14 protein-coding genes are annotated in these 11,315 nt (G+C 69.8%); 8 read left to right on the top strand and 6 right to left on the bottom strand.

Annotation, left to right across the window (positions count from 1 at the left end; genetic code table 11):
• Nucleotides 1-93: 93 nt before the first annotated feature.
• Entirely contained in the window at nt 94-2,325 is a 2,232-nt protein-coding gene (locus tag MCHUDSM44219_RS07415) for an FtsK/SpoIIIE family DNA translocase (RefSeq protein WP_236695388.1), read from the top strand.
• A 23-nt stretch (nt 2,326-2,348) separates the two neighbouring features.
• On the opposite strand, the gene MCHUDSM44219_RS07410 is transcribed toward MCHUDSM44219_RS07415, so the two are convergent.
• Nucleotides 2,349-2,831 (bottom strand): amino-acid N-acetyltransferase, encoded by a 483-nt coding sequence (locus tag MCHUDSM44219_RS07410; RefSeq protein WP_109777627.1) that lies wholly within the window; start codon nt 2,829-2,831, stop codon nt 2,349-2,351.
• A gap of 81 nt (nt 2,832-2,912) precedes the next feature.
• Here MCHUDSM44219_RS07410 and pgsA point away from each other — a divergent pair, with 81 nt between their 5' ends.
• The 5 genes from pgsA to pspM all read left to right on the top strand — a co-directional run bounded on the left by pgsA (nt 2,913) and on the right by pspM (nt 6,188).
• Nucleotides 2,913-3,509: a CDP-diacylglycerol--glycerol-3-phosphate 3-phosphatidyltransferase gene (gene pgsA / locus MCHUDSM44219_RS07405; protein ID WP_048417600.1), complete on the top strand. Its 597-nt coding sequence runs from the start codon at nt 2,913-2,915 to the stop codon at nt 3,507-3,509.
• Nucleotides 3,487-3,975 carry a CinA family protein gene (locus tag MCHUDSM44219_RS07400; protein WP_048417591.1) on the top strand — a complete coding sequence of 163 codons (489 nt, stop codon included), beginning with the start codon at nt 3,487-3,489 and terminating at the stop codon, nt 3,973-3,975. Before pgsA ends, MCHUDSM44219_RS07400 begins: the two co-directional genes overlap by 23 nt.
• A gap of 122 nt (nt 3,976-4,097) precedes the next feature.
• Complete coding sequence (gene clgR, locus MCHUDSM44219_RS07395) at nt 4,098-4,418, top strand: transcriptional regulator ClgR (protein WP_048417590.1); 321 nt, start codon at nt 4,098-4,100, stop codon at nt 4,416-4,418.
• Between the two features lie 111 nt (nt 4,419-4,529).
• The gene (pspA, locus tag MCHUDSM44219_RS07390; protein WP_048417589.1) at nt 4,530-5,348 is read left to right on the top strand and encodes a phage shock protein PspA; all 819 of its coding nucleotides are present in this window, start codon (nt 4,530-4,532) and stop codon (nt 5,346-5,348) included.
• Between the two features lie 24 nt (nt 5,349-5,372).
• Nucleotides 5,373-6,188 carry a phage shock envelope stress response protein PspM gene (pspM, locus tag MCHUDSM44219_RS07385; RefSeq protein ID WP_048417588.1) on the top strand — a complete coding sequence of 272 codons (816 nt, stop codon included), beginning with the start codon at nt 5,373-5,375 and terminating at the stop codon, nt 6,186-6,188.
• Nucleotides 6,189-6,203: 15 nt separating this feature from the next.
• On the opposite strand, the gene MCHUDSM44219_RS07380 is transcribed toward pspM, so the two are convergent.
• A complete protein-coding gene (locus MCHUDSM44219_RS07380) occupies nt 6,204-6,650 on the bottom strand; it encodes a limonene-1,2-epoxide hydrolase family protein (protein WP_048417587.1) in 447 nt (148 codons plus the stop codon).
• A 43-nt stretch (nt 6,651-6,693) separates the two neighbouring features.
• On the opposite strand from MCHUDSM44219_RS07380, the gene MCHUDSM44219_RS07375 reads away from it, so the two are divergent.
• Both MCHUDSM44219_RS07375 and MCHUDSM44219_RS07370 read left to right on the top strand, forming a co-directional pair.
• A complete protein-coding gene (locus tag MCHUDSM44219_RS07375; protein ID WP_048417599.1) occupies nt 6,694-7,866 on the top strand; it encodes a glycosyltransferase in 1,173 nt (390 codons plus the stop codon).
• 9 nt (nt 7,867-7,875) lie between these two features.
• Nucleotides 7,876-8,070, top strand: coding sequence for a DUF3046 domain-containing protein (locus tag MCHUDSM44219_RS07370; protein ID WP_048417586.1), 195 nt, complete (start codon nt 7,876-7,878; stop codon nt 8,068-8,070).
• 4 nt (nt 8,071-8,074) lie between these two features.
• Here MCHUDSM44219_RS07370 and MCHUDSM44219_RS07365 read toward each other — a convergent pair whose 3' ends face one another.
• Genes MCHUDSM44219_RS07365 through MCHUDSM44219_RS07350 form a run of 4 tightly spaced genes read right to left on the bottom strand, consistent with a single transcriptional unit; the run spans nt 8,075 to nt 11,314 of the window.
• Entirely contained in the window at nt 8,075-8,815 is a 741-nt protein-coding gene (locus MCHUDSM44219_RS07365; protein WP_048417585.1) for a DUF6390 family protein, read from the bottom strand.
• A complete protein-coding gene (gene hypE, locus MCHUDSM44219_RS07360) occupies nt 8,816-9,895 on the bottom strand; it encodes a hydrogenase expression/formation protein HypE (RefSeq protein ID WP_048417584.1) in 1,080 nt (359 codons plus the stop codon).
• A complete protein-coding gene (gene hypD / locus MCHUDSM44219_RS07355; RefSeq protein WP_048417583.1) occupies nt 9,888-10,988 on the bottom strand; it encodes a hydrogenase formation protein HypD in 1,101 nt (366 codons plus the stop codon). Before hypD ends, hypE begins: the two co-directional genes overlap by 8 nt.
• Nucleotides 10,985-11,314, bottom strand: coding sequence for a HypC/HybG/HupF family hydrogenase formation chaperone (locus tag MCHUDSM44219_RS07350; protein WP_048417582.1), 330 nt, complete (start codon nt 11,312-11,314; stop codon nt 10,985-10,987). The genes hypD and MCHUDSM44219_RS07350 overlap by 4 nt, the downstream gene beginning before the upstream one ends.
• Nucleotide 11,315: the final 1 nt, after the last annotated feature.

Genomic DNA, 11,315 nt, shown 5'->3' with positions numbered 1-11,315 from the left:
TGGGGATAGTCAAATAGTGGAAGGTCAGCGCTTACGATGCCGCCATGAGCCTTCGGATCGCGGCACTGGGCACTGCTCGCCCTGGCTGTGGTGGTGGCCGCCAGCTCGTGGTTCGACGCCGCCCGACCGGTCGGGCAGTGGATCGACACCTTCGTCCGGATCCTCATCGGCGGCGCCGTGGTGCTCCTCCCGCTCGCGCTGGCCGCCGTCGGCGTCGTGCTGATGCGCTCGGAGCCCGATCCCGAGGCCCGCCCGCGGTTCATCCTCGGCGCAGCGATGATCGCGCTACCCGCGCTCGGGCTCCTGCACCTCTGGTCCGGCGCCCCGCAGGATCCCGCGGCGCGTCAACACGGCGCGGGCTTCGTCGGATTCGCGATCGGCGGCCCGCTCTCCGACGGGCTGACCGCATGGATCGCGGCTCCGTTGCTGGTCCTCGGTGTGCTGTTCGGGCTGCTGCTGATCACCGGCACCACGATCCGCGAGCTGCCCGCGACGCTGCGCGACATGTTCTCGACGCGGTGGCGCGGCGAGTACGACGACGAGGATTGGGCCGACGACGAGTACGACGATGCCGGTGACCCCACCGATGACTTCTCCGACGGCTACTACGACGACGAGCTCTCCGCCGGGGACGAGGACGCCGCGTGGCCGTCGGCGACCCAGCCCACGGTGCCGCTGACCAAGTCTTCGGGGCCGGCGGGCACCCCGATGGAGAACTACCCCGTCGACGACGAGGTCGCGCCGGCGCCGGCGCCGGTGAAGACCCGCAAGAAGCCCCGCAAGGAGGCCGGGCTCAGCCTGGACCGCGTCGTCGAGGGACCGTACGCGCTGCCGTCGCTCGACCTGCTCATCGCCGGCGATCCGCCGAAGCGGCTGACGGCGGCCAACCAGCAGATGACCGACGCCATCACCTCCGTGCTCGATCAGTTCAAGGTCGACGCCGCGGTCACCGGCTGCACCCGGGGGCCGACCGTCACCCGCTACGAGGTCGAGCTCGGCCCGGGCGTCAAGGTCGAGAAGATCACCGCGCTGCACCGCAACATCGCCTACGCCGTGGCCACCGAGAGCGTCCGGATGCTCGCACCGATCCCCGGCAAGTCGGCCGTCGGCATCGAGGTGCCCAACACCGACCGCGAGATGGTCCGGCTGGCCGACGTGCTCACCGACCCGGTCGTGCGGTCGGATCACCACCCGCTGGTGATCGGCCTGGGCAAGGACATCGAGGGCGAGATGATCTCGGCCAACCTCGCGAAGATGCCGCACCTGCTCGTCGCCGGCTCCACCGGCTCGGGCAAGTCCAGCTTCGTGAACTCGATGCTCGTGTCGCTGCTCGCGCGCGCCACCCCGGAGGAGGTCAGGATGATCCTGATCGACCCGAAGATGGTCGAACTGACGCCCTACGAGGGCATCCCGCACCTGATCACGCCGATCATCACCGAACCCAAGAAGGCGGCCGCGGCGCTGGCCTGGCTGGTCGAGGAGATGGAGCAGCGCTACCAGGACATGCAGGCCTCCCGGGTGCGTCACATCGACGTGTTCAACGAGAAGGTCCGCACCGGGGAGATCACGGCGCCGCTGGGCAGCAACCGCGAATACAAGCCCTACCCGTACATCCTCGCGATCGTCGACGAGCTCGCGGACCTGATGATGACCGCGCCGCGCGACGTCGAGGACGCGATCGTGCGCATCACGCAGAAGGCCCGCGCCGCCGGCATCCACCTGGTGCTGGCCACCCAGCGGCCGTCGGTCGACGTCGTCACCGGTCTGATCAAGACCAACGTGCCGTCGCGGCTGGCGTTCGCGACGTCGTCGCTCACCGACAGCCGCGTCATCCTCGACCAGCAGGGCGCCGAGAAGCTGATCGGCATGGGCGACGGGCTGTTCCTGCCGATGGGGTCGAACAAGCCGATCCGGCTGCAGGGTGCGTTCATCACCGACGAGGAGATCCACGCGGTCGTCACGGCCACCAAGGATCAGGCCGAACCGGAGTTCGTCGAGGGCGTCACCGCGGTCAAGGCCGGCGAGCGCAAGGACGTCGACCCCGACATCGGCGACGACATGGACGTGTTCCTGCAGGCGGTCGAGCTGGTGGTGTCCTCGCAGTTCGGCAGCACGTCGATGCTGCAGCGCAAGCTGCGGGTCGGGTTCGCCAAGGCGGGCCGGCTGATGGACCTCATGGAGACGCGCGGCATCGTCGGCCCCTCGGAGGGATCGAAGGCGCGCGAGGTGCTGGTCAAGCCCGACGAACTGGCCGGCACGCTGGCGCTGATCCGCGGCGGCAGCGACGCCGTCGGCGGCGACGCGGACGACGACCCGGGGTTCTGACTCGGATCGCCGCGAAGAAAGCGCTACAGCGTCAACAGCATTCGAGTGTTGCCGAGGATGTTGGGTTTGACGTAACTGAGGTCGAGGAACTCGGCGACGCCGGTGTCGTAGGAGCGGCACATCTCCTCGTACACCTCGGCCGTCACCGGGGTGCCCTCGATCTCGGCGAAGCCGTGCCTGCCGAAGAACTCCACCTCGAAGGTCAGCACGAAGATGCGCTGCAGCCGTAACTCCTTGGCCACGGCGAGCAGCTGGTCGACGATGGCGTGCCCCACCCCGCGCCCGCGCACCTTCGGGTGCACCGCCACGGTGCGCACCTCGCCGAGGTCCGACCACAGCACGTGCAGCGCGCCGCAGCCGATGACCTCACCGTCGAGTTCGGCGACCCAGAACTCCTGCACCGACTCGTAGAGGGTCACCAGATTCTTCTCGAGCAGGATCCGGCCGGCGTAGACGTCGACGAGCGTCTTGATGGCCGGCACATCGGAGGTCCTGGCCCGGCGCACGACCGGCTCACCCGCGGACTCGCTCGGAACGGAGCTCACACGGGGAAGGGTATCGGTTTCGGCAACCAGTATTCTGTGGCGGTGCCGGGCCAACCACATACCGATCCGGTGGTTCCGCGCGCTCGGGTGGCGAATCTCGCCAATGCGCTCACCGGTGTCCGGCTGGTGCTGGTACCGGTGTTCCTCGTCCTCCTTTTCGTCGGCGATGGGCACGAAACATACTGGCGCACAGCGGCGTTCATCGTTTTCGCGGTGGCCGTCATCACCGATCGGCTGGACGGCGCGCTGGCCCGCAGCTACGGGATGGTCACCGAATTCGGCACCCTGGCCGACCCGCTGGCCGACAAGGCCCTGATCGGCGCCGCATTGATCGGCCTGTCGATGCTCGGCGACCTGCCGTGGTGGGTGACCGTGGTGATCCTGGTCCGCGAACTCGGCGTCACCGTGCTCCGGTTGGTGGTGCTGCGCCACGGTGTGATCCCGGCCAGCCGCGGAGGCAAACTCAAGACACTGGTCCAGGCGGTCGCGATCGGGCTGTTCGTGCTGCCGCTGACGGGCGCCTGGCTGACCGGCGCCTGGGTGATCATGCTGGCCGCGGTGGTGCTGACCGTCCTGACCGGCGTCGACTACTTCGTCTCGGCGGTGAGGGATTCGCGTGGACGACCCGCTGGTCACTGACGACGCCCGCGCGCTGGTGGCCGACCTGACCGTGCGCAGGCAGACCGTCGCGACCGCCGAATCGCTGACCGCGGGCCTGGTGGCGGCGACGTTGGCCGGGGTGCCGGGCGCCAGTGCGGTACTGCGCGGCGGCCTCGTCACCTACACCGTCGACACCAAGGTCGACCTGGCCGGCGTGGCGCCCGAACTGCTCGCCGACGTCGGTCCCGTGGCCGAACCCACGGCACGGGCGCTGGCCGTCGGCGCCCAGCAGCGCTGCGGGGCGACCTGGGGGATCGGACTCACCGGGGTGGCCGGGCCCGAACCGCACGGCGGGAATCCCGTCGGCACCGTGTACGTCGGCCTGGCCGGCCCCGTCGACACCGAGGTGGTGATGCTGCGCCTCGACGGCACCCGCTGGCAGATCCGGCTCGCCGCCGCCCACGCCGCACTGCGCCGGCTGCGTGCCCTCGTCGAGCATCAGTGACCCCGACCGCGCCGCGGATTTGCGGCGCCCGTTCGGGAACCATCCGGTGTCCACCGAGCGTTGGGTCGGATAGCAGGCGACGAAGGTAGACCTGGCTGCCGAATCTGACTAAGGAGATCGCGATGACGACACTGTTGCGCGAGGTGATCGGCGACGTGCTGCGGCGCGCGCGGGTGGAGCAGGGGCGCACCCTGCGTGAAGTCTCGGATTCGGCGCGGGTGAGCCTGGGCTACCTCTCCGAGGTCGAGCGGGGCCGCAAGGAGGCCTCCAGCGAACTGCTGAGCGCGATCTGCGGCGCGCTCGACATCCCGCTGTCGCGGGTGCTGTCCGAGGCCGGGGACGACCTCGCCGTCGAGGAGTCACGCGACGCCGCGAGCACCGCGCACATCGACGTCAGCACCAAGGTCGTCATTCCGCAGGTCGTGTCGATGGCCGTCGCCTGATCGCATCCCCCGGCAGGGGTGTGGCGAGCTGTGCCGAACCGATAAGTTGGTTCCCACAGGTGACACTGCTCGACTGACCCTTTTGACAGACGACGAAGGCGGAATGAATCCATGGCCAACCCGTTCTCCAAGGCGTGGAAGTACCTCATGGCGCTGTTCAGCTCCAAGGTCGACGAATACGCCGATCCCAAGGTGCAGATCCAGCAGGCCATCGAGGAGGCGCAGCGGCAGCACCAGGCGCTGACCCAGCAGGCGGCCCAGGTGATCGGCAACCAGCGCCAGCTGGAGATGCGGCTCAACCGCCAGCTCGCCGACATCGAAAAGCTCCAGGTCAACGTCCGCCAGGCCCTCACGCTGGCCGATCAGGCGGTGGCCGCCGGTGACGCCGCCAAGGCCACCGAGTACAACAACGCCGCCGAGGCGTTCGCGGCCCAGTTGGTGACCGCCGAGCAGAGCGTCGAGGACCTCAAGGGTCTGCACGACCAGGCGCTGCAGGCCGCCGGACAGGCCAAGAAGGCCGTCGAGCAGAACGCGATGGTGCTGCAGCAGAAGATCGCCGAGCGCACCAAGCTCCTCTCGCAGCTCGAGCAGGCCAAGATGCAAGAGCAGGTCAGCGCCTCCTTGCGGTCCATGAGTGAGATCGCCGCGCCAGGCAGCACGCCGAGCCTCGACGAGGTCCGCGACAAGATCGAACGTCGCTACGCCAACGCGATGGGCTCGGCGGAACTCGCCCAGAACTCGGTGCAGGGCCGCATGCTCGAGGTCCAGCAGGCCAGCGTCCAGATGGCCGGGCATTCCCGTCTCGAGCAGATTCGCGCCTCCATGCGCGGGGAACAGCTCCCCGCGGGCGGGGACACCCAGGCCACGCCCGCTCAGTCGCCGGCCACCCCGGCGACCAACCCGACACCGGAAAACCCGCTGTCGCAGTAGAGCCCGACTTTCGACGAGGATGACGTGAGGACACGCAGCGGCAGACCCGAGGCATGGCATTCGCTGGCCCAGCGCGGCATCGACACCGCCGCGGAGTGGTCGGGGATGGTGGCCGACAAGCTCAACGCCGCGGCCGATCCGCGCGCCAAGCTGCTGCGCAAGCGGCGCTGGGCGCTGCGCCTCGGGGTGTTCTTCGCCCTGTCCTCGGTGTTCTGGGTGGGTGTCACCGCGCTGCTGGCGTCGTGGAGCACCCCGGTGTGGGCGCTGTTCATCCCGTCCCCGATCGCCGTCGGCGCGGCATTCCTGGCCACGCTGGCGTTCCTGAGGTACCGGTGGCTGCGCGCCGAGCCGCTTCCGCCGTCGCGCGGCCGCGTCGCGCGACGGCTGCCGCCCTGGGGTTCGGCCGCCCGCGCGCCGATGGCGGCGCTGGCCGATTCGGAGCGGGGGCTGGTCTCGCTGCTGGGCGTCATGGAGCGCGGCCGGCTGCTGCCGGCCGACGACCTGCACGACCTGCGGGCCGCCGCCGAGCGCACCGCGGCCACCATGGCCGCCACCGCGACCGAGGTGGTGTCGATGGAGCGGACCATCGGCTCGGCGCCGCAGTCGCGTCCGCACCTGGCGCCCACCATCGCGGCGTTCAGCGCGCAACTCGACCGCGGGGCGCGCCAGTACAACGAGATGGTCTCCGCGGCAGCGCAACTGGTGTCGGCCGCGAACTCCGGGTCGATGTCGAGCTCACCGATGACGCAGCGGCGCTACCGTGACGAGCTGACCTCGGCGACCGACCGGCTCACCGGCTGGGCGCAGGCCTTCGACGAGCTGGGCCGGCTGCGCGCCTGAGGGCCGGGGCGGGGCTCAGAATCTCGGGCGCAGCGACGGGATCACTGTCCCGGCGATGGCCCGCAGCGGCGCCTTCACCAGGAAGTCGAGCAGATCGAAGTAGTCCCGCCACAGTGTGATCTGACCGTCGCGCAGCTCGAACGCCCCGCACACCCAGAACTGCAGGCGCAACGGACCGATGATGATCGCGTCGGTGCGCTCGGTCAGCACGGTGTCCCCGTCGCCGGCGATGCGGTGGAACTTCACCGCGAACCCGACCCTGCCTTCGCCGCGGCGCAGCAGCGCCATGATCCGGGCTCGGCCGCGGATCGAGGGCAGGCCGACGTTCTGCCACACCAACTCCGGGGCGGCCAACGACTCGACGGTGTCGAAGTCCTCGTCGGCCAGCGCGAACAGGAACTTCTCGACCAGGGACGCGTTGTCGGTGGTCGGCACCAGCGTCGTGGGGGCTTCATCGGTCATATCGCCCGAGCTTAACCACCGACGCTGTGGCATGGTGTGGCGCATGCGCGTCGCCGTAGTCGCCGGACCCGACCCCGGCCACGCGTTCCCCGCACTGGCGCTGTGCCTGAGGTTCGCCGCCGCCGGCGACAGTCCGACGCTGCTGACGGGCACGCGGTGGCTCGACGAGGCCCGCGCGCAGGGGATCGACGCCGTCGAACTCGACGGGCTGCGGGTCATGACGGGCGACGACGACGCCGATGCGGGCGCCAAGATCCACCAGCGGGCCGGCCGGATGGCGGTGCTCAACACCGACCGCATCGCCGCGCTGGAGCCGGACCTGGTGGTGTCGGATTCGATCACCACCTGCGGTGGGCTGGCCGCCGATCTGCTCGGCGTGCCGTGGATCGAACTGAACACCCACCCGCTCTACCGTCCCTCGAAGGGGCTGCCGCCGCTGGGCAGCGGGCTGGCTCCGGGCACCGGGATCCGGGGCCGCGCGCGCGACGCGGTACTGCGGGCGCTCAGCGCCCGGTCATGGCGGGCGGGCCTGCGCCAGCGGGCCGCCGTCCGCGTCGAGATCGGACTGCCGGCCGATGACCCCGGGCCGCTGCGCCGGCTGATCGCGACCCTGCCGGCGATGGAGGTACCGCGTCCGGACTGGCCCGCCGAAGCCGTCGTCGTCGGCCCCCTGCATTACGAGCCGACGACGTCCGTGCTGACCCTGCCCGACGGTGACGGACCGGTCGTGATGGTCGCGCCGTCGACCGCGAGTACCGGTGCCGTTGCGCTCGCAGACCTCGCGCTGCAGACCCTGGTGCCCGGGGACGTGCTGCCCGCGGGGGCGCGGGTCGCCGTCTCGCAGCTGCACGCGCCCACCGGCGAGGTGCCGCCGTGGGCGGTCGTGGGGCTCGGCCGCCAGGACGAACTGCTCGGCCGCACCGACCTGCTGGTCTGCGGCGCCGGGCACGGCATCGTGTCCAAGGCACTGCTCGCCGGCGTACCGATGGTCGTGGTGCCCGGCGGCGGCGACCAGTGGGAGATCGCCAATCGCCTTGTGCGGCAAGGCAGCGCGCAGCTGGTCCGGCCCCTGACCCGCGAGACGTTGGGCGCCGCGGTCCGAGAGGTGCTGGGCGCGCCGCGGTACCGGGACGCCGCGCGACGGGCCGGCGCGACCGTCGCGGCGGTCGCCGATCCGGTACGGGTGTGCCATGGCGCTCTGGACGCCGGCAAGTAGGTTGGGCGTGTGCGGCTGACGGAATTCCACGAGCTGGTGCGGGGGCGGTTCGGTGAGGTCCGGGCCACCTCCATGCTGGTCGACCACGTGCTGACCAGCATGGGAGGACGCACCGCGGCCCAGGCCATCGAGGACGGCGCCGAACCGCGCGACGTCTGGCGGGCGCTGTGCGCCGACTTCGACGTGCCCCGCGACCAGTGGTGAAGGGTCAAGTTCGACTCATCGCCGTGTTCACGAGCTCGAGGGTCGATTGCGTCGCCATCGTCAGTGCGGTGCGGTCGGCGTCGGTGAGGGAACCGCACACCCAGTCCCAGTGCGCGGCGACGACGTCACCGACGGCGGGTGCCGTGGTCAGCGACCTGCCGTCCCGGCTCCACCTCACCCGCTCGGCGGCAGGGTCCCCGAGCGACAACCGGCCGTCGTCGACGACGAGGGGCCGCGACTCGAGCATCACGTGCTCGTCGTCGAGGCCGACCACGGTGCCCCAACGAATCCGGCACCGCTGCAGGACGTGCAGCGCGGTGGTCGGCGGATCCCGATCCAGGAAGCGCACCCACGGATACACGACGAAGACGTGAAAGCTGTGGTGGGCCAACGCGTGCGCGTCGACGCCCAGGTCGCCGAGCAGCCCGGTCACCTGGCCGGCGAACGCCGCGCGGAGCCGGTCGAGCAATGTCCGCGCGTCCACCGCGTTCAGCTGAGGACCGCCGACCCAGTAGGTGCGCACCACCTCGACATCGAGCGGGTCGGCGACGCCCGCCGCGTCCGCGATGGCCCGCAGGTACGGCCAGGCGCCGTCGAATTCGCGGATGACCGAGGTCATCTCGTCGCCGGCACGCAGAAGCGCCGCGGTGTCCTCGGGCCCGCAGTATCCGAGTTCGTTCGGCGGGTACGCGTACTGCGCGAACAGCGCATGGCCGGCGTGGACCTGCCCGGTTGGCGCGGTCATTCAGCAGATCCGTGGCAACTGCTCGCCGATCGGCAGGTCCACCACCCGGGTACCACCCAACGCCGTCCTCGCCACCACCATGCCCGGATGCTCGGCGACGCAGGTGCCGATGATCGCCGCGCGGGCGCCCAGCGGGTGCGCGCGCATCGCGGCGAGCACCCGGTCGGCGTCCGCGACAGCCACGAACGCGACCAGCTTGCCTTCGTTAGCGACATAGAGCGGATCCAGGCCGAGCATGCTGCACGCGTCGCGCACCTCTGACGGAATCGGCAGTGTTCGTTCGTCGATCGACACGCCGACCCCGGCTGCTTTCGCGATCTCGTTGAGCGTGGCCGCCATGCCGCCCCGCGTCGGGTCGCGCAGCGCGTGCAGGTCGGCGCCGGTCGCGATCATCGCCGCCACCAGACCGTGCAGGGGCGCGGTGTCACTGGCCACGGTGGTGCCGAATTCGAGACCTTCCCGGCAACTCAGCACGGCCACCCCGTGCACGCCGATGTCGCCGCTGACGATCACGACGTCTCCCGGCGCCGCGCGCCGTGGCTGGATGTCGGTACGTCCGTCGACCAGACCGATGCCTGCGGTGTTGATGTAGACCCCGTCACCATGCCCGGAGTCGACGACCTTGGTGTCGCCGGTGACGAGCCTGACACCGGCCGCCATGGCTGCAGTGCCGACAGCCTGGGCGACCCGGGCCAGTTCGTCCAGCGGCGTGCCCTCTTCGAGGATGAACGCGGTGGACAGCACCGCGGGTACGGCGCCCGCCATCGCCAAATCGTTCACCGTCCCGTTCACCGCCAGATCACCGATCGTGCCGCCCGGGAACACCATCGGCTTCACGACGAACGAGTCGGTGGAGAACGCCAGTCGCGCACCGCCGATCTCGACGATCGCCGAGTCACCCATCCCGGCATCGGCGGCGGGCCCGAACGCCGGCAGGAAGAGATGCTCGATGAGTTCGCCGGACATCGCTCCGCCCCCGCCGTGACCCATGACGATGTTGGGGGAGTCGCGCAGCGGCGCGGGGCAGACCCACGATTCCATGTCGATGGCCGTCCGGGTGCCGGAAGCATGCTCAGGCATTGGTCACCTCGAGACGCCGGTACAGGTAGTAGGCCGCACAGGCGCCCTCCGACGAGACCATGGTGGCGCCGAGCGGATTGCGCGGCGTGCACACGGTCCCGAACGCGGAGCACTCGTGCGGTTTGATGAGGCCCTGCAGTACCTCGCCCGAGCGGCACACCGCGGACTCCTCGGTGTGGATGTCGGTGACGGCGAACCGTTGTTCGGCGTCGTAATCGCGGTAGGCGTGTGACAACCGCCAGCCGCTGCTGGGAATCACGCCGATCCCGCGCCATGCCCGGTCGGTCACGTCGAACACGTCGAGCAGCATCGCCCTGGCGGCGGGGTTGCCGACGTCCTGAACCGCCCGAGGGTAGGCGTTCTCCAACTCGTGGCGGCCGGACTCGAGCTGCACGACCGTCCGCCGAATCCCCTCGAGGATGTCCAGCGGCTCGAAACCCGTGACCACGATCGGGATTCCGTACTTGTCACACAGAGGCGGGTATTCGTCGGTTCCCATCACCGTGCACACGTGGCCCGCCGCCAGGAACGCCTGGACGCGGCACGTCGGGGACTCCATGATCGCGGAGATCGCCGGGGGGACCAGCACATGGGAGACCAGCAGCGAGAAATTCTCGATACCGAGACGCTTCGCCTGATACACGGTCATCGCGTTGGCAGGGGCGGTGGTCTCGAAACCGATGCCGAAGAACACCACCTGCCTGTCCGGGTTGTCCCGTGCGATCGTCAGCGCGTCCAAGGGGGAGTAGACGACCCGGACGTCGCCGCCTTCGCTCTTGACGCGGAACAGGTCCTTCTCGCTGCCCGGCACGCGGAGCATGTCCCCGAACGAACAGAAGATCACATCCGGGCGGGAAGCGATCTCGAGCGCCTTGTCGATGACCTCGAGCGGCGTGACACAGACCGGGCAGCCCGGACCGTGGATCATCTCGACGGTGTCCGGAAGCAACTGGTCGATACCGTGCCGGATGATCGAATGCGTCTGGCCGCCGCAGACTTCCATGATCGACCAGCGGCGGGTCGCGGTGGACCTGATCTGGTCGATGAGCCGCAGCGCCAACTCCGGATTGCTGAATTCGTCCAGGTATTTCATGATGTCGCCTCGGATGTCCCGTTGGTGTTCGGCCGCGAGTTCGGGTTGGTCGCGCCGGCCTGTCGCGCGGCCTGCTCGAAGCCGTCGGCGAATTCCTCCTCGAGCACACCGAGATGCTCGAACTCGGCCAGTGTGCGAAGTGCGGATTCCTCGTCGAGTCGCTGGATGGCGAAGCCGACATGGACGACGACGTACTGGCCGACGCCGGCGTCCGGGATGTATTGCAGACACACGTCCTTCTTGACACCGCCGAAGTCGACGACCGACATCAGTGTGCCGTCACGCTCCTCGATGCTCATGATCTTCCCCGGTACCGCGAGACACATC

Source organism: Mycolicibacterium chubuense (assembly GCF_001044255.1).
GTDB classification, from domain to species: domain Bacteria; phylum Actinomycetota; class Actinomycetes; order Mycobacteriales; family Mycobacteriaceae; genus Mycobacterium; species Mycobacterium chubuense.
The sequence above is the reverse complement of the archived record's forward strand: the minus strand, read 5'-3'. Positions and strand labels throughout refer to the sequence as shown.